Source organism: Gillisella vitis (assembly GCF_001541345.2).
Classification (GTDB): Bacteria; Pseudomonadota; Alphaproteobacteria; order Rhizobiales; family Rhizobiaceae; genus Allorhizobium; species Allorhizobium vitis.
The window spans coordinates 853,859-878,979 of the sequence record NZ_LMVL02000002.1; the positions used below are offsets into that span (position 1 = coordinate 853,859).

Annotated in this window: 21 protein-coding genes; 9 read left to right on the forward strand and 12 right to left on the reverse strand. The window is 58.8% G+C overall.

Annotated elements, in window-relative coordinates:
• Nucleotides 1-89 precede the first annotated feature (89 nt).
• Nucleotides 90-695: a DUF6656 family protein gene (locus tag ASB66_RS08840; protein WP_060719122.1), complete on the reverse strand. Its 606-nt coding sequence runs from the start codon at nt 693-695 to the stop codon at nt 90-92.
• Nucleotides 696-1,046: 351 nt separating this feature from the next.
• Between ASB66_RS08840 and ASB66_RS08845 the strand changes: the two genes are divergently transcribed.
• Complete coding sequence (locus ASB66_RS08845; RefSeq protein WP_060719266.1) at nt 1,047-1,505, forward strand: BA14K family protein; 459 nt, start codon at nt 1,047-1,049, stop codon at nt 1,503-1,505.
• Between the two features lie 56 nt (nt 1,506-1,561).
• Here the strand turns inward: ASB66_RS08845 and ASB66_RS08850 are convergent, their stop codons facing one another.
• Nucleotides 1,562-2,557, reverse strand: coding sequence for a transporter (locus ASB66_RS08850; protein ID WP_060719121.1), 996 nt, complete (start codon nt 2,555-2,557; stop codon nt 1,562-1,564).
• A 209-nt stretch (nt 2,558-2,766) separates the two neighbouring features.
• Here ASB66_RS08850 and ASB66_RS08855 point away from each other — a divergent pair, with 209 nt between their 5' ends.
• Both ASB66_RS08855 and ASB66_RS08860 read left to right on the forward strand, forming a co-directional pair.
• Entirely contained in the window at nt 2,767-4,542 is a 1,776-nt protein-coding gene (locus tag ASB66_RS08855) for an acyl-CoA dehydrogenase (RefSeq protein ID WP_060719120.1), read from the forward strand.
• A gap of 3 nt (nt 4,543-4,545) precedes the next feature.
• Nucleotides 4,546-5,304: a crotonase/enoyl-CoA hydratase family protein gene (locus ASB66_RS08860; protein WP_060719119.1), complete on the forward strand. Its 759-nt coding sequence runs from the start codon at nt 4,546-4,548 to the stop codon at nt 5,302-5,304.
• Between the two features lie 106 nt (nt 5,305-5,410).
• On the opposite strand, the gene ASB66_RS08865 is transcribed toward ASB66_RS08860, so the two are convergent.
• Nucleotides 5,411-7,498, reverse strand: a complete 2,088-nt coding sequence (locus ASB66_RS08865; RefSeq protein ID WP_060719118.1) for a methyl-accepting chemotaxis protein — start codon at nt 7,496-7,498, stop codon at nt 5,411-5,413.
• A gap of 554 nt (nt 7,499-8,052) precedes the next feature.
• Between ASB66_RS08865 and ASB66_RS08870 the strand changes: the two genes are divergently transcribed.
• Complete coding sequence (locus tag ASB66_RS08870) at nt 8,053-8,379, forward strand: hypothetical protein (RefSeq protein ID WP_060719117.1); 327 nt, start codon at nt 8,053-8,055, stop codon at nt 8,377-8,379.
• A gap of 27 nt (nt 8,380-8,406) precedes the next feature.
• Here the strand turns inward: ASB66_RS08870 and ASB66_RS08875 are convergent, their stop codons facing one another.
• Nucleotides 8,407-9,663 carry a class I SAM-dependent RNA methyltransferase gene (locus ASB66_RS08875; RefSeq protein WP_114386398.1) on the reverse strand — a complete coding sequence of 419 codons (1,257 nt, stop codon included), beginning with the start codon at nt 9,661-9,663 and terminating at the stop codon, nt 8,407-8,409.
• Nucleotides 9,660-10,466: a TlyA family RNA methyltransferase gene (locus ASB66_RS08880; RefSeq protein ID WP_060719115.1), complete on the reverse strand. Its 807-nt coding sequence runs from the start codon at nt 10,464-10,466 to the stop codon at nt 9,660-9,662. Before ASB66_RS08880 ends, ASB66_RS08875 begins: the two co-directional genes overlap by 4 nt.
• A 493-nt stretch (nt 10,467-10,959) precedes the next feature.
• Here ASB66_RS08880 and ASB66_RS08885 point away from each other — a divergent pair, with 493 nt between their 5' ends.
• Nucleotides 10,960-12,885, forward strand: coding sequence for a methyl-accepting chemotaxis protein (locus ASB66_RS08885; protein WP_060719114.1), 1,926 nt, complete (start codon nt 10,960-10,962; stop codon nt 12,883-12,885).
• A 1,126-nt stretch (nt 12,886-14,011) separates the two neighbouring features.
• Nucleotides 14,012-15,952 carry a methyl-accepting chemotaxis protein gene (locus tag ASB66_RS08890; RefSeq protein ID WP_060719113.1) on the forward strand — a complete coding sequence of 647 codons (1,941 nt, stop codon included), beginning with the start codon at nt 14,012-14,014 and terminating at the stop codon, nt 15,950-15,952.
• Between the two features lie 125 nt (nt 15,953-16,077).
• Here ASB66_RS08890 and dxs read toward each other — a convergent pair whose 3' ends face one another.
• From dxs to ASB66_RS08905, 3 genes are all read right to left on the reverse strand, one after another.
• Nucleotides 16,078-17,997, reverse strand: coding sequence for a 1-deoxy-D-xylulose-5-phosphate synthase (gene dxs / locus ASB66_RS08895; RefSeq protein ID WP_060719112.1), 1,920 nt, complete (start codon nt 17,995-17,997; stop codon nt 16,078-16,080).
• A 293-nt stretch (nt 17,998-18,290) separates the two neighbouring features.
• Nucleotides 18,291-18,542 (reverse strand): exodeoxyribonuclease VII small subunit, encoded by a 252-nt coding sequence (locus tag ASB66_RS08900; RefSeq protein WP_060719111.1) that lies wholly within the window; start codon nt 18,540-18,542, stop codon nt 18,291-18,293.
• Nucleotides 18,543-18,544: 2 nt separating this feature from the next.
• The gene (locus ASB66_RS08905) at nt 18,545-19,480 is read right to left on the reverse strand and encodes a histone deacetylase family protein (RefSeq protein WP_060719110.1); all 936 of its coding nucleotides are present in this window, start codon (nt 19,478-19,480) and stop codon (nt 18,545-18,547) included.
• A gap of 83 nt (nt 19,481-19,563) precedes the next feature.
• On the opposite strand from ASB66_RS08905, the gene ASB66_RS08910 reads away from it, so the two are divergent.
• Nucleotides 19,564-19,965, forward strand: coding sequence for an acyl-CoA thioesterase (locus tag ASB66_RS08910; protein WP_060719109.1), 402 nt, complete (start codon nt 19,564-19,566; stop codon nt 19,963-19,965).
• Between the two features lie 2 nt (nt 19,966-19,967).
• On the opposite strand, the gene ASB66_RS08915 is transcribed toward ASB66_RS08910, so the two are convergent.
• From ASB66_RS08915 to ASB66_RS08930, 4 genes are read right to left on the reverse strand one after another with little or no spacing between them, the layout of a single operon-like run.
• Nucleotides 19,968-20,843: an aminoglycoside phosphotransferase family protein gene (locus ASB66_RS08915; protein ID WP_060719108.1), complete on the reverse strand. Its 876-nt coding sequence runs from the start codon at nt 20,841-20,843 to the stop codon at nt 19,968-19,970.
• 56 nt (nt 20,844-20,899) lie between these two features.
• Nucleotides 20,900-21,463, reverse strand: a complete 564-nt coding sequence (locus tag ASB66_RS08920; RefSeq protein ID WP_060719107.1) for a biotin transporter BioY — start codon at nt 21,461-21,463, stop codon at nt 20,900-20,902.
• A gap of 13 nt (nt 21,464-21,476) precedes the next feature.
• Nucleotides 21,477-22,097, reverse strand: coding sequence for an energy-coupling factor transporter transmembrane component T family protein (locus tag ASB66_RS08925; RefSeq protein WP_081089122.1), 621 nt, complete (start codon nt 22,095-22,097; stop codon nt 21,477-21,479).
• On the reverse strand, nt 22,091-22,771 hold the full coding sequence (locus tag ASB66_RS08930) for an energy-coupling factor ABC transporter ATP-binding protein (RefSeq protein WP_060719106.1): 681 nt from the start codon (nt 22,769-22,771) through the stop codon (nt 22,091-22,093). The genes ASB66_RS08925 and ASB66_RS08930 overlap by 7 nt, the downstream gene beginning before the upstream one ends.
• 137 nt (nt 22,772-22,908) lie before the next feature.
• Here ASB66_RS08930 and speB point away from each other — a divergent pair, with 137 nt between their 5' ends.
• Complete coding sequence (speB, locus tag ASB66_RS08935; protein WP_060719264.1) at nt 22,909-23,865, forward strand: agmatinase; 957 nt, start codon at nt 22,909-22,911, stop codon at nt 23,863-23,865.
• A 61-nt stretch (nt 23,866-23,926) separates the two neighbouring features.
• Nucleotides 23,927-25,120: a winged helix-turn-helix domain-containing protein gene (locus ASB66_RS08940; protein ID WP_114386400.1), complete on the forward strand. Its 1,194-nt coding sequence runs from the start codon at nt 23,927-23,929 to the stop codon at nt 25,118-25,120.
• The last annotated feature ends 1 nt before the right edge of the window (nt 25,121 follow it).

A 25,121-nucleotide genomic window follows, 5' to 3' on the forward strand; every position in this document is an offset into this window, starting at 1 on the left:
CCGGAACGGAGCGTACTTAATGTACGTGAGTACCGGAAGCGCAGAAATTGCCATTTGCAGATGGCCAGCGGCGATTATTGGATAGACTGTCACATGCTGGCAATGATTTTTCGCAGTGCGGAGGTGCGCGCGCCCAAGAGCAGCACGTTTTTCAGCGCCACTTTCGGATCGCTGGTGCGAAACAGCAGGCCGTCTTCACGGATCGAGCGATCGACGGTCATTTCGCGTTTGGCCTTGTCGGGTTTCAGCGCCACGGCAAAATACATCCGGCCATATTGCGGGGTGATCTTTTGGAAGAAACTGTCCTCGCCGCCGACCTCGGCATTGAAATTGGCGAAGTAGAAAGCCCATTTCACATCGGCATATTGGGCGAAATTCGACCGTGAGGCCGTGACATGACAGTAACCCAGGTGCGGAATATCCTGAAGTGTCTGATGGAACAGCAGTTTGGGAAAGCGGATAGACTTGTGAAAGCCGTTGATGCGCTGATGGGTGGTCTCTGCCGCTGCTTCCAGCCGCTTGGCCGTGCGCACTGCCACTTCCTCGTGGGTCAGATAGCGCTTTTCGTCGGCCAGCCAGTCATCCTCGTCGCGGATGATCTTGCCGGTCCGCAGGAATTCGCTGTGGGCGGCCTTGGGCCGCTTGTTTTCGAGAGCCGGAGTTTTTGGGGCCGCATAATATCGCAGTTTGGACATCGAACGCACTCTCCACACAAAGGATGACGAGCTGCCGCATTGGCTGTCGTCCAAGTGAATGACCGGGTACACGTAAATTACCGGATGCTTGTTAAAAGAAACTTTCCCAAGCTTTAGGCCGGCTGCGTTTCGCGAGGCTTGTCTGGCATCGACATTCTGTCGGCCAATCTCGCGAGGGCAGGTGCTGGTATAAATGTATTAATCGCCGGTTCATCCGTACCTGGCTAGGGTGAGGGCAATAAGGGCAAGTATTGCCGTTCCGTATCATGCGTCTAACAACTGTGATGAGGCGTGATCTGGACAGGCGAGCCTACCCTCCCTATCTCTATTGATCATATGGAGACGACGATCATGACCCTTACCAAGCGCATTGCAGTGGCCGGCACGGCATTAGCTGTTCTGGCAACATCTTTTATATCCGCAGATGCCATGCCTCTGAACATTTTGCAGCCAGCGGCGCAATCTGCGGTGCCTGTGGAACAGGTTCAGTGGCGCGGCTATGACGATGGCTACCGCCCAGGCCCCGGCTACTACCGTGGCTACCGGGGTTATGATGGCCCGCGCCCTGGATATCGCCGTCATCATGATGGGCATTGGTATCCGCTGGCAGCCTTTGCCGCCGGTGCTCTGATTGGTGGCGCCATCGCCTCGCAGCCACGCCCGGCGCCCGCAGCGCCCGCCTATAGCAATGGCATCAATCCGCGCCATTACGAATGGTGCTCCGGCCGCTACCGCAGCTATGATTCCTACAGCAATACGTTCGTGACCTATAGCGGTGCGCGTCAGCAGTGCTATTCGCCTTACTATTAAGCGCAATTGTTCATTGCTAAAACGCCCGGTGTTGATTGCACCGGGCGTTTTGCGTTTCAGAGAATTCTGGCGCGTTTCAGAATAAACCAGGCGAGAAAAATCGACCCGAGGATAAAGGCAATCGCATAGGCCGATCCTTCCGGCCCGCTGGTAAAGGGCAGATGCGAGGTGTTCATTCCGAAAAAGCCTGTGACCAGCGAGGGCGGCAGCAAAAAGGCCGTCATCAGCGACAAGATGTAAAGGTGGCGGTTGGTCTCGGAGGAGAGCTTGCTGTCGATTTCTTCATGCAGCAGCCGGGCGCGCTCATGCAGGGCGTAGACATCGTGGTCGGCGGCTTCCAGCCGGTTGGTCAGGCGGCTCGCCACATCTTCGAAACCGGCGGGCATTTCATCCTCGTCCACGGCATTGGCGCGCCGCATCATACTCAGCATGCCCCGCAAATGCCGATGCAGCCGCACGATCACCCGGCGTAGCGGCGCAAGCTGGGTGCGCTCGTCGCGCATGTCCTCGTCATAGACGACATCCTCAATGCGGTTGATCTCTTCCATCAGCTCCAGCACCAGCGCCATGATGCCGCGCTGAAACTCCGCCACCAGTACTTCATAGACCTGCATGGGGGAGGCGAATTTCGCCGGGTTTTTCTCAATCGCACCGCGCAAAATATCCACCGAGCGGATCGGTTGCAGCCGTGTGGTGATGATGAACCGGTCGGACAGCGCAAAATGCAGCCAGCCGATGTCCCGGGTGGCGGCGGCAAATTCGCGCTGAAAATCCACCAGCGTCCCATAGATCAGCTGCTCGTCCACCGAGAGTGCTGCGTGATGTTCATGATTGATCAGCGCGGCACGTGCCGCTTCGCTGAGGCCCGGAAACTGTTCGATAAAGCCGGGTACCCGCACATCGGCAAGATTGAGGTGCAGCCAGAGAAACCCCTGTTCCGGCATCAGGCCCGTCAGTGTCGCATCCATCGGCAGGCGGATGGCACTCTGATGGCGGGCGTCGATATGATAGGCCCATACTAAGCCGGGAATGGGGGTGGTCGCTGTCAGCATGGGTATTGAACTTCCTCGCGTCGCGGTTATTCCAAGGCTGGTGGGCTCCCTATATGCTCTGATTGTGACGCCCGGATCAACTGGCGGGAATGCCCGAATGAGCTTGCGATTTATTGACGTTTACGTAAAAATCAATTAGCTGGAGTGTTAGGAACTGTCCGGGTCGGGAGTGGCCCGCTGCAAGCCGGGATTTGGCGGAGGAGAATGCGATGTACAAGGCCCCCGTGGAGGAAATTGCCTTTACCCTGAAACAGGTTGCCGGCATGGCGCAGGCGTTGGAGGAAGGCCGCTTCGGCGATCTTTCCGAGGATTTGACCGATGCCATTCTCGAAGAGGCTGGCCGTTTTGCCGCCAACGAGATTGCACCGCTGGCCGCAAATGGCGACCGGCAGGGCGCGAAACTTGTTGATGGCAAGGTGCAATTGCCGGACGGTTGGGCCGATCTTTATCGCCGCTGGGCCGAAGGTGGCTGGAACGGGCTGGTGGCCGAGGAGCGCTATGGCGGCCAGGGCCTTCCGCATCTTCTCAATGTCGCGGCGCTGGAAATGTGGAATTCCGGCTCCATGGGCTTTGCGCTGGGGCCGACCTTGACCATGGGCGCCGCCGAGTCGCTGACAGCGCATGGCAGTGATGCGCTGAAGGAGAAATTCCTGCACCGGGTCGTCTCCGGCGAATGGATGGCGACCATGAACCTGACCGAGCCACATGCCGGTTCGGATCTGGGGGTGATGAAAACCCGCGCTGAGCGCCGCGATGACGGCAGCTACCGGATTTTCGGCCAGAAAATCTACATTACCTGGGGCGAGCACGAGGCGACGGGCAATATCATTCACCTGGTTCTGGCCCGTCTGCCGGATGCACCGGCGGGCACGCGCGGCATTTCCCTGTTCCTGGTGCCGAAATTTCTGGTGGGCGATGATGGGTCGCTTGGCGCCCGCAACGATCTCCATTGCCATTCGCTGGAGCATAAGCTCGGTATTCACGGCTCGCCGACCTGCACGATGATCTATGGCGATGGCAAGTTCGGCTCTGAAGCCGGCGCTATCGGCTATCTGATCGGCGAGGAAAACAAGGGTTTGGCCTGCATGTTCACGATGATGAACAATGCGCGGCTGGCCGTTGGCATGCAGGGCGTGGCGATTGCCGAAGCCGCCACCCAGCTGGCCACCGCCTATGCCAGGGAGCGCACTCAGGGCAAGGCGCCCGGTTGGGCCGGTGCGGGCATGAGCCCGATCATCGAGCATCCGGATGTGGCGCGCACGCTTTTGACCATGAAGGCGCTGACCCAAGGGGCGCGGGCCATCTGCTATTCCTGTGCCCATGCCATTGACATGAGCCATCATAGCGAAGGCGATGAGGCCAGCCACTGGCAGGCGCGCGCCGCGTTTTTAACGCCGATTGCCAAGAGCTTCGCCACCGATATCGGCGTCGATGTTGCCTCCATGGGCATTCAGGTGCATGGCGGCATGGGCTTTATCGAAGAGACGGGTGCCGCCCGCCTGCTGCGCGACGCGCGTATCGCGCCGATCTATGAGGGCACCAACGGTATCCAGGCCATCGATCTCGTGGTGCGCAAGCTGCCGCTAACTGAGGGCGCGCATGTGCGTGGCTTCCTCAGCGAGTTGAAAGCCCTTGCCGTGGCTGTCGATGCCAGCAACCGCCCCGGCTTCGGCGAAACGGCGACCCGGCTGCTTGCCGCGATCCGCGATCTGGAAGATGCGACGGAATACCTGTTGGCCCGGCTAGGCGAGGGCGCCCAAGCCGAAGCCCTTGCCGGTGCAACGCCCTATCAGCGGTTGTTCGGCCTGACCCTGACGGGGGCCTATCTGGCCAAGGGGGCGTTGGCGCAGGGGGAAGACGACAAGCGCGTGGCGCTTTGCCGGTTTGTGGCCGAAAACCTCTTGGGCGAAAGTTCCGGCCTGAAACAGGCGGTGGTCGGCGGTGCGGAAAGCCTTGCCGCTGCCCGCGCCGTGCTGGAGGCTTAAATCATGAGCGAGCATATCCTTGTCGAGCGGCCTGAAACCCATCCCGGCGTGCTGGTCATCCGCTTCAATCGGCCGGATAAGAAAAATGCGATTACCGAGGCGATGTATCACCGCATCACCGCCGCCCTGAATGAGGCGCAAGGTGATGACGCGGTGCGCGCCGTCGCGTTCCTCGGCACCGAAGGCTGTTTTACCGCAGGCAATGACATGGGTGATTTTCTCGCCTATGCCCTGTCTGACGGAAGCAAACTTCCGGCGGCGGCTCTCGTGCTGCGGGCCTTGGTGGCGACGGAAAAGCCGCTGGTCTCCGGCGTCGATGGTCTTGCCATCGGCATCGGCACGACCCTCAACATGCATTGCGACCTGACGATTGCCTCCAGCCGCAGCCTGTTCAAGACGCCGTTCGTGGATCTGGCACTGGTACCGGAAGCGGCCTCCAGCCTGCTTGCGCCGCTTGCCATGGGCCACCAGCGCGCCTTCGCGCTTCTGGCGCTGGGGGAAGGATTTTCAGCCGAGCAAGCGCGCGAGGCCGGGTTGATCTGGAAAGTGGTCGAGCCGGATGCGGTTGAGCGCGAAACCCTGGCGCTCGCCGCAAACCTTGCCAAAAAGCCGCCCCAGGCCCTGAAGATCGCCCGGGATCTGTTGCGCGGTGACCGCAGCCTGGTTTTGGCCCGCCTTGACGAAGAGCTGGCGCATTTTGCCGCCCAACTGAAAAGTGCCGAGGCACGGGCGGCCTTCGAAGCGTTTCTGGCCAGGAAGTGATTGCCTGACATTCTATTGCAGACACGGCACGCGGCCGTGCCTATCGCATAGCCATCAACCCAGGCTGAGATAAATAAGCATCTTGGTATCTGGGTTATAAGACCCGTCAGGCGGCGCGCCGTTGCGTAAGGTTTGCCGCGTCCCGGGCCAGTCTGAATTGCGCCAGCAATTCAGTCAGAGCCGCAGCTTCTTGAGCCAGTCCATGGCTTGCCGCTGTTTGCTCTTCGACCATGGCGGCATTTTGTTGCGTGCCTTGATCCATGACATTCACAGCGGCATTGATTTCCTGCAATCCCTGTGACTGTTCACGGGAGGCAACAACAATAGCATTGATATGCTTGTTGATTTCCTGAACCTCATTGATAATGCCGTCCAGGGCCGCACCGGTCTGGCTTACCAGCGATACGCCGTTTGCCACCTGCTCGCCCGATACCCGGATCAATTGCTTGATTTCCTTGGCAGCTGTTGCCGAACGTTGGGCCAATTCACGCACTTCCTGGGCGACAACGGCAAATCCCTTGCCCGCCTCACCGGCGCGGGCTGCTTCCACGCCCGCGTTGAGAGCGAGAAGATTGGTCTGGAAGGCGATTTCGTCGATCACCCCGATAATGTTGGAAATCTGGTTGGCGGATGTCTCGATGGCTTCCATCGCATTAACCGCATTCTGGACAATCTCGCCGGATTTTTCCGCCCCGCTGCGGGCGCGGGTCACGATCTGGCCCACCTCTTCGGCGCGATGGGCACTATCTCTGACGGTGGTTGTTACTTCTTCCAGCGCCGCTGCGGTTTGCTCAACCGAGGCGGCCTGCTGTTCTGTACGGCGTGCAAGATTATCAGCCGAGGCGCGGATTTCCGTGGCGCCGCCATCAATCTGTCTGGCGTTTTGGCCAACGGCAGCCATGGCGTCGTGCAGCTTTGCCACTGCTGCATTGAAGTCGAAGCGCAGCCGCTCAAGATCACCGGCAAAAGGTGTCTCGATGCTATGGGCGAGATCACCATCGGCAAGCCTGCCAAGTCCATCAGCCAGCGCATGTACCGCAAAGGACACCTGTTCCGCTTCACGTGCCTTTACGGCTTCCCGGTCGCGCCGTTCCTGTTCACTCATCGTGCGGGTGGAGTCGGCCTCGCGTTCCAGACGAGCCCGCTCGATAGCGTTGTCACGGAATACAGCGACCGCCGCACCCATCTGGCCAATCTCATCCCTGCGTTGCACGCCGGGAATGGCGGCGGACACATCGCCGCCGGCCAGCTTGCTCATTGCCGTGGTCATCTGCACCACAGGACGCACCACCAGGGTCGAAAGCACCAGTGCGAGAATGCCGACCATGGCGATCACGCCAATCACCGTAGCAATGACGGCGGCAAGACGGAACTCGCCAATCGCGGCATAGGCCTTTGCCTCATCCACCACCAGCGCCAGATACCAGCCATCGACCGGCAGGCCCTTGATCGGCATGAAGTTGACCAGCACCGGCTTACCGGCGAACTGGCTTTCCACCAAGCCACCACCGATTTTCGGTGTTTCAGCCGGAAAGACATCTGAAAGCGTCTTTGTTACCAGTGCCTGATCTGGATGAACCAGAATCGTACCATTGCCGTTGACGAGAAAAGCCGAGCCCTTGCCGCCAATATCAACGGCCTTGATCAGGCCAACCAGTGTTTTCAAGGAGAAATCGCTGGCAGCGACGCCATATAATTTGCCCTCTCTTTTCACCGGCACCGCCGCACTTAGGATCAACTGACCGGTCGATGCGTCGGTATAAGGTTCTGTCAGCACGACCTTATTGGCCTTCACCGCGCCTTGATACCAGGGACGAATGCGGGGATCATAGCCTTCCGGCAGAGGCTGGAACGGAACCGAGGTAAACTTGCCATCTGCCTGATGGCCGACATAGGTGGACATGAACTCGCGCAGCAGCACCGGATTGTCAAATTCGGTCAAAATCCCCTCTGGCGTGCCGATCTTGCCAGCAGCCTGACCGGCAAATTCCGTCAGCATCACGCGGGCATTCAGCCAATTGGCAATGCTTTCGGAGGCTTGCAGGCCGGAAGAATTGATTTCGTCCGCCACAGTCTTGCCAATGGTCGAGCGCTGAAGACGATCAATATAGAGCGAAAATCCACAGAGGACCAAGACAACAGCCGCACATGCGGCGATCAGAATCTTGGACATCAGGTTCAAATTTCTGGCCATATGAAATATATCCTGACACCGAAACTGCGCATGTGAAGACACCCCATCGCCCCACGCGGTCGGCAGTTTAAATTGAGTTTATAGCATGATGCGAAACACCGAATCGGCACTGCGCTCTCGCGGTCGTTTCTGCATCGTTATTTCAAGAACCGGTTTCCACTATGCGGCCCGGCGCTACATAAACCCACGCCATCATACGCCCTGACTGATTGGCAATGTCAGCGTGTCAAATTGGTCTCGAAACTGTCGTGAAGGATATAAAAATTTCTTAATCGAATATGACATTCCAATGAATATTTAAATGGAATTCTATTAAGACATTCTATTTGCAGTTAATTTTAGATTTTTTAAATTATTATTTAAATATAGTATTCGTTTTATGTTTTCAGGAGAGGATGCTCTTGTTTTGTCAGTATGGCCGCAAGCCATCGTGTTGTTCAGTGGATATTCATAGTTTTCTGCTAGGGTTTGTTGGGGAAAGCCTGTTTACACTTGTTCCCGACAAACTTTAAAGACCGTCACTGTTTTGCGGCCTATCTATTCGGGAGGGAGAGATGCGAGGCTTATTGATTGCCACGGCGATGATCGTGTCGGTGCCAGCGGCCCTTGCGGCAGATCGGCCCGGCCCGGTGCCTTCCACCATGGCACCTCTCCTCCAGCTTGCCCAGGCGCAGCCGGATACGATCAACCGCAATATTCCACAGCAGGGCGGCCCCCAGCAGGGCGGCAATGTGCGTCCGCCGCGCTATGTCTGCATCATCAAGCCTCCGGCCAGCGATGCTGGTGCGGGGCGGTATTCCTGCCCCGCCGGTCCCGGTCGGGTCGGGGAAAGCTGCCGCTGCGCCAATGCGGTTGGTAGCGGCAAGCTGCGGCAGTATTGATCCAGCCGTTCGTTTCAGGCCCTCATCTCAGGCTTTCGTGAGGGCCACCACCACCTCGACATGCGGCGACCAGAGGAATTGGTCGATGGGTGTGACCGCGGTAATGCGGTAGCCGCCAGCCATCAGGATCGACAGGTCGCGGGCTAAGGTCAGCGCATTGCAACTGACGGCGACGACAGTTTTCACCTGCGAGCGGGCGAGTTCCGCACACTGTTCCTCGGCACCAGCCCGTGGCGGGTCGAAGACCACGGCGTCCAGCCCCTTCAGTTCCGAAACCATCAGCGGGCGGCGGAACAAGTCGCGCTTTTCGGCCTTGATCGGTTTTAAGCCCTTGGTGTTACGGGCGGCCAGATCCAGCGCCTTCACCGCCTTTTCGTCAGATTCGACCGCAAGAACCTGGGCCTGGCGGGCCAGTCTCAGGGCAAATGTGCCGATCCCGCAAAACAGATCCGCCACCCGCTTGGCCTTGCCGACATGGTCGAGGACCAAGGCGGTCATGGCCTCTTCGGCCTGGCGGGTTGCCTGGGTGAAAATGCCGGGCGGCATGGCGACCAGCGCTCCGCCGAAATCCAACATCGGCTTATGCGGCTCGATGACGATTTCACCATTGACGGAAACGCGGGCCACGCCGCGCATTTTTAACACCACTTCGGTAATGGCCCGGCGCTCGCGGTCCGGCAGGCCGCCGCGCACACCGTCAAGCGACACGTCCAGCCCTGTGGTGGTTTCCGTCACCGTCATGCGGAAATGATCCGATCCGGTGGCAATCGCCGCTCCGATGGCGCGCAGGTCATCCAGCCGGGCGAGAATGCCCGCGGATGTGACAGGACATTCCTCCAACTCGACAATATGGCGGGACGCGGCTTGGTTGAAGCCGATCAATAGGCCTTTTTCCCGCTTGCGGGCCGTGAACACCAGCCGCCGCCGTTCGCCGGGAAAGGCCTCGACCAAAGGGTTCACCTCGGTCTCGATACCCTTGGATTTCAGCGCCGCGATCAGCGTCGAGCGTTTGAATTCATTATAGGCGGATTTTTCCATGTGCTGGAGCGAACAGCCGCCGCAGGTTCCGCCGACCCCGTCAGGGCCGAAATGCCGACAGACCGGTTCGATCCGCTCCGGTGAGGCCGACGCAATCGACATGATCGTGCCCTGGTCCTTGACGCGGGCGATAGCCACCCGCTCGCCGGGCAGGGAAAACGGCACATAGACCGGGCCGTCCACGCCATTGGCAATGCCATCGCCCTGGGCGCCGAGGCTGTTGATCGTCAATGTTTCGGTACTCATTCTGCATCCTCAGGCTGTTCTTCAGGCTTTCGCCCTGCCAGCAGGAATTCCACATTGCCATCGCCACCGGCAATCGGCGAGGGGATCAGGCCAAGACTTGTCCAGCCCATGTCTTCGCTCAGCCAGCGCTCCAGCTCGGCGGCCACCAGCGGTGCGGTTTCCGGCTCCTTGAGGAGACCTGCCTTGCTGATAGCCTCGCGGCCCGCCTCAAATTGCGGCTTGACCAGCAGCAGGCAATGGCTGCCGGGCTCGGCCATTTCGAGAGCAGGCACAAGCGCCAGTTTCAACGAAATGAAGGAGACGTCCGAGACCAGGAAGCTAAATTCCTGATTGCCAATATCCTCCGGCTCCAGATAGCGGGCATTCAGCCCTTCGATATTGGTGGTGCGGGGATCGCTTTCCAGCCGGGGATGAAACTGTTCATGGCCGACATCAATGGCAATCACATGGGCGGCGCCGCGATGCAACAGCACTTCGGTAAAGCCGCCGGTGGATGCACCGACATCGAGACAGACATGGTCCTTTGGGTCGAGCTTGAAGTGATCAAGGCCCGCAACCAGCTTCAGCGCAGCACGCGACACATAGTCCTGGGCCGGATCGTCGATTTCGATCGTCACATCAGGGGAGAAGGTCAGGCTCGGCTTTGTCACAGTGCGGCCATTCACCTTGACGCCACCACGCTGCACGGCGTCGCGAGCGCGCGAGCGGCTGGCGAACAGATTGAGAGCAACCAGCAACTGGTCTAGACGTTGGGGTTCCAACGATTGGGGGTTTGGCGATTGGGGGCTTGGCGATTGGGTCATACCCCGTCAATGCCGGTTTATGCTGCGACTTGCAAGCCTCTTACCCTTGTCAGGCTAGGTCGTAGGATCGCCGCCATCGCTTTGCGGGTTTCATAAGAGAAAAATTGCGGCGATTGGGCAAGGCTCGAACAGGGGCGGAAGGCTCACTCTCATACTTTCGGACAGGTGGTTTTGACACTCGTCAAATCTACACAAGCCCTCGGTTCGGAATTGGCGGTCAAATGTGTACATGTGCTTATTCACGGTACAGATGTAACACTTTTTTAGACCCACTGCGGCAATACTCGCCTCGAATGAAAGCCAGGGATGGTCTCCGGGCCTGAAAAGGTCTTGGCAAGGATGACGTCGAATAGCCGGATCGTGACATCCACGCCCGATGGGTTTGGATACCTTTTTTGCGGCTTTGTGACGTTTCCCACCTGAGTGCCGGGCTTTCACATGGCGCGTGGCAATCGCCGCCGCCCAAATGCAGTGAGAATAGAAAGCACGCCCCATGTCGTTTCAGGATTTGTCCCTCAGCAAAAAACTTTATCTGACCTTCGTTGCTTCTGCGGTTGTTTTTCTTCAGGGCAGACAGGTCAAGGCGGCGCTTGAGGAACACGCTCAGATCGAACAAGTCGGTTATGCCTTGGATTTGACGCTTCAGGCGATGCTGGAAGAGGCGGTCAATCAACGCGGCTATCTGCTATTGGGGTCCGATAGCACCTATAAGGCCGTCTTCGACAGCCGCGACAAAATGTTGAAATCCCTGGACGATGCCCGCACTGCCGCTGCCGGTCATCAGGCCGTTCAGTCCATGCTGGACGATATCAAGACGGCGGCCGACAGATTTCACACGCAATTGGTCTTGCCGCAGCTGGACGCCCGCAAGAGCGGGAAGACGGTGGAAGAGATTACGCGTGTCTATGCGTCGAAAGGCGAACTGGATGCGTTCCGCGATGCCGCTGCCAAGGCAAAGACCGTGGTGGTGGCGATGGGCGACGAGCAAAGGGGAATCCAGCGCGATGCGCAGTCACGTCTTGAACTGGCGCTGTTGGCCGGCTGCGCGCTGGCCGGTGGCTTGGCTGTCATGCTGATCTGGCTTCTGGCGCGTTCTATCGTCAACCCGATCACCGGTATGACAGTCGCGATGAGCAAACTGGCGTCCGGCGATCACAGCGTCGATGTTCCCGCTATCAACCGCGGTGATGAAGTGGGCCGGATGGCAAAGGCCGTTTTGGTCTTCAAGGATGCAGCAATTGAAAAACTGCGCCTGACCCAGGAGACCGATGCGATGCGCCGCCGCTCCGAGGAGGAGCAGCAGGCCGCCCAGGCCCAGAAACAGCAGGAAGCCGACGAGATTTCCTTCGTTGTCGTGCAATTGGCGGAAGGGCTGTCGGCACTCGCCAACGGCAATGTCGCCCATCGCCTGACCATGCCCTTTGTCGAGCGGCTGGATGGGCTACGGGTGAATTTCAACGACTCCCTTGCCAAGTTGCAGGCCGCATTGAAAACGGTGGGCGCCAATGCCCAGGCAATCAACGCCGGGGCGGCGGAAATTCGCGCGTCGGCAGACGATCTCGCCAAGCGGACAGAACAGCAGGCGGCCTCTGTCGAGGAAACCGCAGCCGCCCTCGAGCAGGTAACCCGCACGGTGAAAGACAGCGCACGCCGCGCCGAAGATGTCGGCCAACTGGTGGCCACCACCCGCACTGGTGCCGAACGCTCCGGCCAAGTGGTGAGAAACGCCGTGGCTGCCATGACCGAGATCGAGAAATCCTCCGGCGAAATCGGCAATATCATCGGCGTCATCGAGGATATTGCCTTCCAGACCAACCTGCTGGCGCTCAATGCCGGGGTGGAAGCGGCCCGTGCTGGCGAGGCAGGTAAGGGTTTTGCCGTGGTGGCCCAGGAAGTGCGGGCCTTGGCCGAGCGCTCGGCCAAGGCCGCCAAGGAAATCAAGGTGCTGATCAGTGCATCCTCAACCCAGGTTGGGGCGGGCGTGTCATTGGTCGGCGAGACGGGCCGTGAACTGGAGCAGATCGTCACGGCCGTCCAGCAGATCAGCGAAAATGTCGCCGCCATCGTCACCGCTTCGCGGGAGCAATCGACGGGTCTCTCGGAGATCAACGTGGCTGTCACCGACATGGACAAGGGGACGCAGCAAAACGCTGCCATGGTGGAAGAGCAGACCGCAGCCAGCCATACACTCGCCTCGGAAGCCGATGCGCTGATGGATCTGTTGCACCAGTTCAAGCTGGAGGATGGCCCGGGCATGGCGCAATATACCGCGTCAGTGGCCCCGGCTCATCCTGTCTCCAGCGCTGCATCGCAGCGTCCGGTTTCCTCTCCCGCCCGCTCGCTTGTTTCCAAGCTCGGCAAGGCCTTTGGCGGGGGCGCTGCGTCAACTGCCGTCAAACAGGAATGGTCGGAATTCTAGAATTTGTCTTAGGAAAAATGGGCCCCACCTTTCCCGAAGAGACAAACTGAACCCAAAAGATAGAGGATGACGAGTTCAACTTCCCCGCCACTCTTATATGAAGAGTCATTGAAAATGGCCCTTGATATTAGAAAGTGGAGGGGAAGCCCGAAACGCTGCGGGTCTTTCTCTCTCTCTCTGCTTGCACGTCTTGGGGAGGAGAAGGTGGGCTAGCGGCAAGAAGGCAGGCTCAGCCGCAAAACCATTGCGTCGCGTGCTGTGTCTTCAGGAAGCGCTGAAATGTAAAGGACGTCTTCCTCCTTTCAACTTGGTTCAACGCAGCGTTGAACGGCGCAGCCGATGCGGCCGAGCCACCGCAAATGCCACCGAGAAAATCACCAGCATTAAAGGTTTGAAATCGTCGCTATCATTTTACAGTCGAGAGTTGATCGCCAGGGGGAAAGGGTTTCCCCTTGGCTTCGACAATGAAAAGCCTTTGCCTGTCGTCCAGGAGTGTAAGCATTTTTTGCATCGATACTTGTAACACGCATCTTTTGATAGGCGTCAATTTTGTAGGAGGTAGGATCACTCTCTCATTTGCCAGCGAGTTTTTAAAACGATTCCAATTATTTGCTGGTCAAAAATGCAAATTATAAGTGGCTTAATATGCATTGACACACGCTGCGATAAAATTGACGTTTGTCAAACGTCGACCATAAAGCGAAAGCAAATAAATGAGCATGAAGAAATATTGCATCATAAATAATATTTTATATTTCAACTTGGGGATGCGAAAAATATGTTTCATGTATAAGGAATACGACATATCTAAAAATTAAAATAAAAATCATTATTCGCGCAAGGGTAGATTATATACTAGCCACATTCACTTGTATTTTCTTCAATGTTTAAAGGTTGTGCTTCTAGAGGAGGCGAATGTATTTATGTTATTATAGATTTTTTAATGCATATACGATAAAAGAACAATCTGAGTGACGAGTTGCAATCAAGGACTGCGAGTCCGCAAGATTGTGTTTATCCCGGCATGATGCTGGATTGTCGCCAATTTAATCATGTTTTGAGATAGCAACGGCTCGCCTCTTGAAAGAATTCATCTCTTCAAGTTCGCGAATTAGGGAACTGGACGATGAAAATTCTGGATAATATACGGGTCGTAGCAAAAATTGGTCTGACCTTTGCAATCCTTCTTGCTGTCAGCCTTGTTGTAAATATTGTTAGCTGGCGTTCGCTCACAAATCAGGAGCAATCGTCGGGTTGGACCGTGCATACCTATCAAGTTTTGCAGAAAATGGATGCAATCGTCGCAGCCATGGTCAATCAGGAAACCGGTGTTCGCGCCTATCTTCTGTCGGAAGCCGATGAGAAATTTCTCGATCCACAGAAGGCTGGTTTGAAGGGCTATGCCGATGCTTATGCAGCTGTTCGCAGCCTGACATCCGACAATCAGGTCCAGCAGAAGCGTCTCGCTGATCTTGATGCGATCGTTCAGGATTGGCAGACGAAAGTCGTTGCCAAGGAAATTTCCCTTGCGAAAGACCCGGCCACCCGGGATCAGGGCCGCCAGCTGGAAATCTCCGGCGCGGGCAAGACCTATATGGATGGCATTCGCGCCAAGGCCAAGGAAATTGCCGACGAGGAAAACGCACTTCTGACCGTGCGCCAGAAAGTTGCCGCGGAAGCCGCCTATGATGCGCGCCGCAATATCCTGATCGGCAGCGGGTTGCTTGTCGTACTGATCGGTTTCTCGCTTCTGCTTCTCAACAAGGGCATGATTGCGCCGCTGACCCGGATCACGGCGTCGATGCGAGCATTGGCGACCGGCGAAACGGCCATCGACATCCCCGGCATTGGCCGCCGCGACGAAGTCGGTCATATGGCTGATGCGGTTGAAGTGTTCCGCAAGAATGCCATTGCCAATCGCCAGCTGGAAGAGCAGGCCGCGGCCAATCGCCAGGAAACGGCGCAGACCCAGGCTGCCCATCAACAGCGCGCAGAACAGGAAGCGGCCAATCTACGATTTGCAACGCAGACCCTTGGCGAGGGCTTGAAGCGCCTGGCGCAGGGCGACGTATCCTTCCAGCTCAACGATGCTTTTGCGGCTGAATATGAATCGCTGCGCCAGGATTTCAACGCCTCGCTTGAGCAGCTTGGAACGACACTCGGCTCCGTCCTCCAGACCGTTGAAGGCATGGAAAACGGCACCCGTGAAATTGCCGATGGCACCAATGATCTGTCCAAGCGGACCGAGCAGCAGGCCGCGGCCCTGGAAGAAACAGCGGCGGCCCTCGACCAGATCACCGTCAATGTGACCAATTCCTCGCAGCGCACGGAAGAAGCCCGCTCTGTGGCGATTACAGCCAACCAGAACGCCGTGCGGTCGTCGGAAGTCGTCAATCAGGCCGAAAACGCCATGAAGCGGATCGAGGAAAGCTCGCAGCAGATTTCCAACATCATCGGCGTGATCGATGAAATCGCCTTCCAGACCAATCTTCTGGCACTGAATGCCGGTGTCGAAGCAGCGCGCGCCGGTGAAGCCGGTAAGGGCTTTGCGGTGGTTGCCCAGGAAGTGCGTGAATTGGCGCAACGGTCTGCCCAGGCTGCCAAGGAAATCAAGGGTCTGATCCAGAACTCCTCTTCGGAAGTCGATAGCGGCGTTAAGCTGGTGCGGGAAACCGGTGTTGCCCTGAAATCGATCGGCGATCATGTGGTCCAGATCAACCAGCTGATGGAAGCAATCGCTACATCGGCACGGGAACAGTCCACCGGTCTTGCCGAAGTCAATTCGGCGGTCAACCAGATGGACCAGACGACGCAGCAAAATGCCGCCATGGTCGAGCAATCGACCGCTGCCGCTGCCGCTCTTGCCACTGAAGCCAACCGTCTGAAGACGCTTGTCAGCCAGTTCCAGCTTGCGGGTCGCAGGTCATTTGCCGGACATCCGGCAGTTGCCAGCGCATCGCACCGTCCGGCTGTCTCCCCCGCTCGTGCTCTTGCCTCCAAGATCGGCAAGGCCTTCGGTGGAGGTGCATCGTCCGCCGCCGTCAAACAGGAATGGGCGGAATTCTGATCGAACTGTCCACCATCATCGGTGGATGTAAGTCAACAAAACGCCGCTGGCTTATGAAGCCAGCGGCGTTTTGTTGTTTAAGGCTGTCTGGTTTGTCGTCCGCTGAAGGGCCGCCGAGCCTATCTTTACGCCAGGCTATCCTGGGGCAAGGCATCGCGCGAGAGCGCGGTGAACACCGTTGAAACGATGCCCTTGGCGTCGAGGCCTGCCTTTTCATACATAACGTCAGGCTTGGCCTGATCCATCCACAGATCGGGCAGAACCAGACTGCGAACTTTCAGGCCGTGGTCAAGCAGGCCCTCATTGGCCAGCATATGCAGGACCTGAGAGCCGAAACCGCCAACCGCACCTTCCTCGACCGTGATCAGCACGGCATGGTGGCGGGCAAGCTGGCGGATCAGGTCGAGGTCGAGCGGTTTGGCAAACCGGGCATCGGCAACTGTGGTCGGCAGGCCGGCGGCATCGAGATCTTCTGCTGCGACAAGACATTCAGCGAGCCGCGTCCCGAAGGACAGCAGCGCCACTTTCGAGCCTTCCTTGATGATCCGGCCTTTGCCAATTTCAAGGATCTCGCCGCGCTCCGGCATCTGGATGCCAACGCCTTCACCGCGCGGATAGCGGAAGGAAATCGGACCCTCATCATAGGCGGCGGCGGTGCGCACCATATGTTTCAGCTCTGCTTCGTCCGCTGCCGCCATCACCACGAAACCGGGCAGGCTGGCGAGAAAACCGGTATCGAAAGCCCCTGCATGGGTCGGACCATCGGCGCCGACGAAACCGGCGCGGTCGATGGGAAAGCGCACCGGCAGACCTTGAATAGCGACGTCGTGGACCACCTGATCATAGCCGCGTTGCAGGAAGGTTGAATAGAGCGCGCAGAATGGTTTGTAGCCCTCAGCGGCAAGGCCTGCGGCAAAGGTCACGGCATGCTGTTCGGCAATGCCGACATCAAAGGTCCGTTCCGGGAACAGGTTTTGTAGCTTATCCAGCCCGGTGCCGGAGGGCATGGCGGCGGTAATGCCGACGATCTTCTCGTCATGGCGAGCTTCTTCCACCAGCGCGTCGGCAAATACGGCGGTATAGCTCGGGGCATTCGGCTTGGCCTTGGCCTGGGTACCGGTGATGACATCGAACGTGTTGACGCCGTGGTATTTGTCGGCGGCGGCCTCGGCGGGCGCATAACCCTTGCCCTTCTGGGTCACCACATGGATCAGCACCGGCCCCTTGGCATTGTCGCGCACATTGCGCAGCACCGGCAGGAGGTGATCGAAGGAATGGCCGTCGATCGGGCCGATATGGTAAAAGCCCATTTCCTCGAACATCGTGCCGCCGGTCACATATCCGCGCGCATGTTCGACGGCGCGGGTGATGGCCCGGTCGATATTCTTGCCGAGATAGGCAGTGAGTTTCTTGCCGATCTCACGCATGCCCATATAAGTGCGCCCGGAGGCAAGCCTTGCCAGATAGGCGCTCATCGCGCCGGTTGGCGGGGCAATCGACATGTCATTGTCGTTGAGAATGACGATCAGCCGCGCATCCAGCGCGCCAGCATTGTTCAGCGCCTCAAACGCCATGCCCGCCGACATCGCCCCGTCGCCGATCACAGCGATGACCTTGCGGTCTGTCTGGCCAAGCTCGGCTGCCACGGCCATGCCAAGACCTGCGGAAATCGATGTGGAGGAATGCGCCGCGCCAAATGGATCGTATTCGCTCTCAGTGCGCTTGGTAAAGCCGGAAAGCCCATGTTCCTGGCGCAGCGTGCGGATGCGCTCCCGCCGCCCGGTCAGGATCTTGTGCGGATAGCATTGGTGTCCGACATCGAAGATCAGCCGGTCTTCCGGGGTGTTGAAAACCTTGTGGATGGCGAGCGTCAGTTCCACCACGCCAAGCCCGGCGCCCAGATGTCCGCCGGTCACCGACACAGCATCGATCATCTCGTCGCGCAGTTCACGCGCTACTTGCGGCATGTCCTTGTCTTCGATCTTGCGAAGGTCGGACGGAAACACGACCTGATCCAGCAACGGCGTGTTTGGCTTCGATGTCACAGGCTCCAGCCTCTTTTTCTCATCACTCGGTCTATCGGCTGCACAAGTTTCCTCCCGAATGCATTGCACGGCCTGAATGGTCCATGAACGGGGGAAATCATACAGTATTCAATGTCATTTGCCCGCGACCCCTGTTTGCTTCCCAGGCGCAAGGCGCCACGGTCAATCAGGAAATTCAGGTCAATGATAGGGCAGATCCAGTAAAACTGCCCTGTTGATGCATATAGGACTTAAATGCCCTTCGGCAAAGGGACAAACGCATCTTCCTTGCGGCGGTCCTGCCAGGATCAGACCTAGTCCTTGTCCAGCGGCTCGGCACCAACAGGCTTGCCAGCGCGGTCCAGCCGGATTTTCTCGATGCGGTTTTCAGCCGCCGACAGCAGTGCCTCGCAATGTTTCTTCAGCAACTCGCCGCGCTCGTAAATCGAGATGGATTCGTCGAGCGCCACATCACCGCGCTCCAGCCGGGCCACGATGCTTTCCAGCTCGGCCACGGCCTTTTCAAAGGAATAAGTGGCAATATCGGTGGCGGCGGTGTCGGTCATACTCAACCCTTCATCAATCTCGAAATATGCATGCCAGCCGACTCAGCCAGACCTTCCAGATCATAGCCACCTTCCAGCAGGCTGACGACCCGGTTTTTGGCAAAGCGGTCGGCCACTTCCATCAGCCGCCCGGTTGCCCAGTCAAAATCCTCGCCAACCAGATTGATCTGCGCCAGCGGGTCGCGGTGATGGGCATCAAACCCGGCGGAAATCAGGATGAGATCCGGGGAAAAATCGTTGAGCGCGGTCAGCACCCGCGATTTGAATGCCTCGCGGAAATGGTCCGAGCCGCTATTGGCCGACAGCGGTGCGTTGACGATGGTGTTGTGCGGTCCAACCTCGTCCTTCTTGCCCGTCCAGGGATAAAGCGGCATCTGGTGGGTGGAACAGAACAGCACGGATGGATCGTCCCAGAAAATATCCTGGGTGCCGTTGCCATGATGCACATCCCAATCGACGATGGCGACCCGTTCCACACCATAGACCTGCTGGGCATGGCGGGCAGCAATCGCCACCGTGTTGAACAGACAAAAGCCCATCGCCTTGGTTTTTTCCGCATGATGGCCGGGCGGACGGCCCGCCACGAACACATTGTCGGCAGCACCGGTCATCACGTCGTCCACGGCGGCCATCGCCCCGCCGATGGCGGTCAAGGCACATTGCAGACTTTTCTGCGAGGCATAGGTATCGGCCTCCATCTGGTTGATCCGATCTTCTTCCTCCGGCACCTGCCGCATGACGGCGATGAAATGCTCTTCGGGATGGGCCAGCATGACAGCATCCTCATTGGCCTGCTGGGCCTGATGCCGTTCCAGGGCGGAAAAATTCGGATGCTCCAGAGCGATATTGAGCGAGCGCAGCCGGTCTGCCCGTTCAGGATGGCCCTCTGGCGTGTTGTGTTCCAGAAAGATCGGGTTTTCATAGAGCCGGGTTGTCATCACGCATCCTCCTGCCGCACCAAACTTGCGCGACCAATCTCTTTTCCATTACATGAGCGATCACGGCGTGGAGGGCAAGGGCAATGGCGAAAAGAGAACGGCTGGACGTGACCGAAACGATCATCGGCCTGCGCGATGTCGGCATCAGCGGGCGGCTGAACAACAGTGCGCTGCTGGCGCTGTGCGAAGAAGCGCTCCACCGCTTCTGGCAGGCTCGGCCCGCAGAAGAGCAGGAGCCGGAGTTTCGCGCCACCAAGTTCGAGGCGCGGCTCTTTGAAATGCTGGGACCGGGCGACGCACTGCGCTTCACCGTGCAGGTGGACAAGATCGGCGGCAAATCCGTCGGCTTCGCCATCGCCGTCGAAAGCGGCAAGACCCGCGCCGCTGATGTCGAGATCACCTGGACGGCTGTGAACAAAGACAGTGCCGAACCGGTGGCGCTATCGGAAGCGCTGAGGGATTGGCTGTATCAGTGGTTGCCGTGAAATTATCTGAGGATACGGTCGAGTATGGTTCTGGTTTCCGCTGCTTCCGGCTCGCGGGCGTCTACCTGCTTTTGCAGGGTAATCAGCGTCTTCCATAAAGCCCAACCACGCGCTCGGTCCCATGTCGCCTCATCATGGGCAACGGTTGCGCGAAACACGGTAGCGGTTACGGCATCCATAAAGGTCCAGGCGATAGCGAGATCGCAGGCGGGATCACCGGTGCCGCAGCCGCCGAAATCGATCACGGCGGAGAGGCGTCCGTGTTTGAACAGGAGGTTTCCCGGAGCGATATCGCCGTGCAGCCAGACCGGCGGTTTCTGCCAATGACTGGCAAGGGCCTGATCCCATAGCGTGGTCGCGCGATGCGTATCAATGCTCTTGCCAAGCATGTCTATGGCCGTGCGGGTTTCTTCATCATAGGTTGCGAGCAAGCCGCCGCGATAAAAATTATGAGGTCCTGCTGTTGGGCCGTCGGTGCCGTCAAGACCATGAAGGGTCTTTAGGAAATTACCGAGATCGATGGCAAATTGTTCGCTATCGACGACCTTCGCCGACAAGGCTGTCTCACCGTCGATCCATCGATAGATGCCCCAGGCGAAAGGATAGCCATGGTCCGCACCGCCCATTCCAACCGGTTCGGTAATGGGAAGTGGCAGATGTGGCGCAAGCATCGGTAAAAAGCGTTGCTCCTTTTCCACCTGCTGTTCATAGCGCTGAGCGCTCGGCAGGCGAATGATCATTTCAGAGCCAAGGCGGAAACTGCGATTGTTCCAGCCGCCCGGCACGACAGGTTCGATGGACAGCGATGAAAATTGCGGAAACTGGTCAGCGATCAAACGCTGCACCAGTTCCACTGAAATTGTCAGCCTGTCATCCATAACCGGAACCGCCGTTTTGCTTTGCGGATGCTATACGCGGGAATGATGACAGACGTTTACACCCGCTTCGGCAGCAGCGGATAGCCGACCATCACGGCGCGGGCGGCTAGCGCTGCGATGGCGGCCTTGATCAGGTCGCCGGGCAGGAAGGCCAGCGAGCCGATCAGCACCTTGTCGATCGGGGTGCCCGCCACAAAGCTCCACCAGGGCATGCCACAGGCATAGACCACGCCGATGCCACCGATGATGCTGGCGGCAAAGAAGCCGATTGTCTGGCCGCTGGCGGTGGAGGAGGCGCGGGCAAAACGTTCGGCGGCAAGACCGGTGACGAAAGCGCCGAGAATCCAGCCGAAAATATAGCCGCCGGTGGCACCAAACAGCGCGTTCAGGCCGCCGTGGCCGCCCGACAGCACCGGCAGGCCCATGGCGACCAGCAGCACGAACAGCGCATAGGCCAAGGCCCCGCGCTTGGCACCGAGAATGCAGCCGGCCAGCATCACGCCCATCGACTGGGCGGTGATCGGCACGGGAATGAAGCCGAGTGGCACTGGCGGAATAAGCCCGAGGACAACGACGATGGCGGCAAACAGCGCAATCAGAACCAGGTCTCGCGTGGTCATGGTGATCTCCTCATCAGTCTGTTCTCTTTTCGTGACGGCGAATGCCGCGGGCGTCAATGGCCTCGGCGATGGAATCGGCCTCTTTCAAGGCCAGAATAAACAGCGGCCCCAGCATCCGGTGCAGCCGCACGGGTATGCCACGCGCCTGATGTGCCGCCTTCAGCGCCTCATATCGATCTGCGATGTCAGGCACGAAGCGCAGCGTCAGCCCCAGGGCCAGGCTGATATCGGCGGCCCGGACCAGACCCAATCGGTCGAGCGGGGCCAGCAGCCGGTCGAGCGTTTCCATGAAGGCGCCAAGCGAGGTCGTCGCGGTAATGGCGGAGGCGAGAAACAGGATGGCGAGCAGCCTCAACGTCAGCGTTGCCGAGGTGATGAGATCAAGCGCATAGATGTTGAACAGGCCAAGCACAGCAATGCTGATCAGCATCGGGCGGATGCGCCGCAAGGCCGCCCGCGCCCCAAGCCCGAGGCTGAAATAGAGCGCGCCGGTGGCGAAGGCTGCCGTGGCCTGGAGCGGCATGGACAGGCTGAAGGCAAGGCTAAGGCCAAATACCAGCAGAGTGGCCAGTTTCGCCCCGACCGGCATTCGGTGCAGCCAGCTATTGCCGTCGACATGCAGGCTGTTCAACATGCGGCGATCTCGCGGTAACGGGCAATGGCGTCGCTGGCCGGACCATCGAAGGCAAGCTTGGCGCGGTGAAACACCAGCACCCGCGAAAACCCGGCAATCAGATCGAGATCATGGCTGATCACCAGCGCCTGTTCCTCCAGCGCCTCGATGGTGCCAGCCACCAGCGCACGGTTTTTCAAATCGAGCTGATTGGTCGGTTCATCGAAAATCACCAGATCGGGCCGGTTGACCAGAACGGCGGCCAGCGCCGCCAATTGCAGCTCGCCACCGGACAGTTCATGCGGGCGGCGGCGCAGCAGATGGGTTATGCCGAGCCTTGCGGCAACGCTGTCCACGGCCTCATCCAGTACCTTGCCCTTCAGCCCGCGCGCCTTTGGCCCCATGGCGATATCCTCGCCGATCAACGGCAGGATGATCTGGTTGGCCGGGTTCTGGAAGATAAAGCCGGTGCGCGCCTGCACGGCCTTGGCGTCCTTGACTGTGTCCAGCCCGTCCAGCGTCACACGACCGCTGCTCGGCTTGACCAGTCCGTTGACCAGCCGGGCAAAGGTGGATTTACCCGATCCATTCAGGCCAATGACCCCGATCCGTTGTTCGTCGAAAGTGATGGTCAGCGGCTCCAGCGCCACATGGCCATCAAAACTGGCGCTGGCCTGATCGAAATGGATCTGCACGATGTCGATACCCTATCATTGCTGCCCTGTTCTATAGCCCGCAGACCGGCAAAGGCAAATCCGGGTTTTTCCCATTTACAGCCGCTTTGAGATTTGCTCGGATGGGTTATCCGATCCATTCCCGAAGGAATTGCCACGTGACCTCCTCCTTTCACCAGCCTGTCGATGCCGCTGAAGTGCCGCGCTTTGCAGGGCATGCCACGTTCATGCGTCTGCCTGCCGTCACCTCGGCAGAAGGGCTTGATATCGCGCTGATCGGCATTCCCTGGGATGGCGGCACCACCAACCGGGCCGGTGCGCGCCATGGGCCGCGCGAGGTCCGCAACCAGTCCAGCCTGATGCGCCGGGTGCATCACGTCTCTAAAATCGAGCCCTTCAGCCTTGCCAATATTGCCGATGTTGGGGATGTGACCGTCAACCCCATCGACCTGATGCTGGCACTGCAACAGATAGAAGAGGGCGTGGCAGCGGTTGTCGCTGCCGGTGCTCTGCCGCTCTGCGCCGGGGGCGACCATCTGACTACACTGCCGGTGCTGCGGGCGGTGGCGAAATCGCGGCCGGTCGGGCTTATTCATTTCGATGCGCATTCCGACACCAATGACAGCTATTTCGGTGGCCAGCGCTTTACCCATGGCACGCCCTTTCGCCGGGCCATCGAGGAGGGGCTGCTTGATCCGAAACGCATGGTGCAGATCGGCATTCGCAGCTCCAATTACGAAGTCGATGAACATCAATGGGCCAAGGACCAGGGCATCCGCATCATCTATATGGAGGAATTCGTCGCCCGCAGCGTGGCAGACGTGATGGCGGAAGCCCGCGCCATTGCCGGTGATGGCCCGACCTATGTCAGCTTCGATATTGACTGCATCGACCCATCGATGGCACCGGGAACCGGCACACCGGAAATCGGCGGCTTCCTGACCCGCGAAGTGCAGGCCATGGTGCGGCTGCTGGAGGGCGTCAATATTGTCGGTGCCGATGTGGTGGAGGTCGCGCCCCCCTTCGATGTCGGCGGCATGACGGCGCTGGCCGGTGCAACCATGATGTTTGAACTGCTCTGCATCATGGCCAAGGCGGTGGCGGATCGGCGTTGAAAGCCGGGTTTCTGGAGGAAATCACCTTGAACAAAAAGAGAACATACTCTATCGTCGCCCAATGGCGATAGGGATAGACAACAGGACAGCACGGCGGATTTTTCTGGAGCGGCAGGGGCTTTCCCGGCCACCGGGGCGAGCGTTGAGCCGTCAGGGCCTGCTGGCGCTGATCACCGATCTCGGTTTCGTGCAGGTGGATAGTATCGGCACGGTGGAGCGGGCGCATCACCAGATCCTGTTTTCGCGCCACCAGACGTACAGGCGCGAAGATCTGACCGCTTTGCTGGAGCAGGACAGGCTCCTGTTCGAGCATTGGACCCATGATGCTTCAATCCTGCCTTCAGCTTTCTTTCCCTATTGGAAGCATCGGTTCCGGCGCGAAGAAAGCCTGATTCTGGAGCGCTGGCGCACGTGGCGCGAGCCGGGCTTTGAGGCGGCTTTCGAGGAAACCTACCGGCGGATTACCGAGGGCGGCCCGGCCTTGTCGCGGCACATGAAGGAAGGCGACCATAAATCCGGCGGCTGGTGGAACTGGCATCCGTCGAAAACCGCGCTGGAATTTCTCTGGCGCACCGGCAAACTGTCGATTTCCGGTCGGGAGAACTTTCAGAAGATCTATGATCTGACGGAGCGCTGCTTTCTGGATGAACATTTGCAGGCCGAGGTGACGCATGACGCCTTCATCGATTGGGCCTGCCGGGAAGCGCTGATCCGGCTGGGTTTTGCCACATCGGGCGAAATCGCCGCCTTCTGGAATCTGGTCAGCCCGCAGGAGGCAAAGCTCTGGCTGGAGACCCATCGCGCTGAGCTGGAAGAGATCGAGATCGCCCCCGCCGATGGCGGAAAGCCGCGCCCGTCGCTGGCCCTGGCAGACCGTCTGCCCACCTTGCTAGCGGCCCCGGAGCCACCCGCCCGTATCCGGGTACTCAGCCCTTTCGACCCGCTGATCCGTGACCGGGCCCGCACCGAGCGGCTGTTCGGCTTCTTCTACCGGATCGAAGTGTTCGTGCCGGAGCCGAAACGGCAATATGGCTATTATGTCTTTCCGCTGCTGGAAAATGATCGGCTGATTGGCCGGATCGACATGAAAGCCAACCGCAAGGCAGGCACGCTGGACGTGAAGCGGTTATGGCTGGAGCCGGGCATCAGGCCCTCGACCGGACGGTTGGAGAAGCTCGACCAGGAATTGAACCGGCTTGCACGATTTACCGGGGTGGAGGCGGTCGTTTATGGTGATGGCTGGCTCAGTAGCTGAA

Excerpts from the sequence above, each read along its gene's own strand:
- ASB66_RS08840 (WP_060719122.1), bottom strand. The coding sequence starts at position 695 with ATGTCCAAACTGCGATATTATGCGGCCCCAAAAACTCCGGCTCTCGAA.
- ASB66_RS08845 (WP_060719266.1), top strand. The coding sequence starts at position 1,047 with ATGACCCTTACCAAGCGCATTGCAGTGGCCGGCACGGCATTAGCTGTT.
- ASB66_RS08850 (WP_060719121.1), bottom strand. The coding sequence starts at position 2,557 with ATGCTGACAGCGACCACCCCCATTCCCGGCTTAGTATGGGCCTATCAT.
- ASB66_RS08855 (WP_060719120.1), top strand. The coding sequence starts at position 2,767 with ATGTACAAGGCCCCCGTGGAGGAAATTGCCTTTACCCTGAAACAGGTT.
- ASB66_RS08860 (WP_060719119.1), top strand. The coding sequence starts at position 4,546 with ATGAGCGAGCATATCCTTGTCGAGCGGCCTGAAACCCATCCCGGCGTG.
- ASB66_RS08865 (WP_060719118.1), bottom strand. The coding sequence starts at position 7,498 with ATGGCCAGAAATTTGAACCTGATGTCCAAGATTCTGATCGCCGCATGT.
- ASB66_RS08870 (WP_060719117.1), top strand. The coding sequence starts at position 8,053 with ATGCGAGGCTTATTGATTGCCACGGCGATGATCGTGTCGGTGCCAGCG.
- ASB66_RS08875 (WP_114386398.1), bottom strand. The coding sequence starts at position 9,663 with ATGAGTACCGAAACATTGACGATCAACAGCCTCGGCGCCCAGGGCGAT.
- ASB66_RS08880 (WP_060719115.1), bottom strand. The coding sequence starts at position 10,466 with ATGACCCAATCGCCAAGCCCCCAATCGCCAAACCCCCAATCGTTGGAA.
- ASB66_RS08885 (WP_060719114.1), top strand. The coding sequence starts at position 10,960 with ATGTCGTTTCAGGATTTGTCCCTCAGCAAAAAACTTTATCTGACCTTC.
- ASB66_RS08890 (WP_060719113.1), top strand. The coding sequence starts at position 14,012 with ATGAAAATTCTGGATAATATACGGGTCGTAGCAAAAATTGGTCTGACC.
- ASB66_RS08900 (WP_060719111.1), bottom strand. The coding sequence starts at position 18,542 with ATGACCGACACCGCCGCCACCGATATTGCCACTTATTCCTTTGAAAAG.
- ASB66_RS08905 (WP_060719110.1), bottom strand. The coding sequence starts at position 19,480 with ATGACAACCCGGCTCTATGAAAACCCGATCTTTCTGGAACACAACACG.
- ASB66_RS08910 (WP_060719109.1), top strand. The coding sequence starts at position 19,564 with ATGGCGAAAAGAGAACGGCTGGACGTGACCGAAACGATCATCGGCCTG.
- ASB66_RS08915 (WP_060719108.1), bottom strand. The coding sequence starts at position 20,843 with ATGGATGACAGGCTGACAATTTCAGTGGAACTGGTGCAGCGTTTGATC.
- ASB66_RS08920 (WP_060719107.1), bottom strand. The coding sequence starts at position 21,463 with ATGACCACGCGAGACCTGGTTCTGATTGCGCTGTTTGCCGCCATCGTC.
- ASB66_RS08925 (WP_081089122.1), bottom strand. The coding sequence starts at position 22,097 with ATGTTGAACAGCCTGCATGTCGACGGCAATAGCTGGCTGCACCGAATG.
- ASB66_RS08940 (WP_114386400.1), top strand. The coding sequence starts at position 23,927 with ATGGCGATAGGGATAGACAACAGGACAGCACGGCGGATTTTTCTGGAG.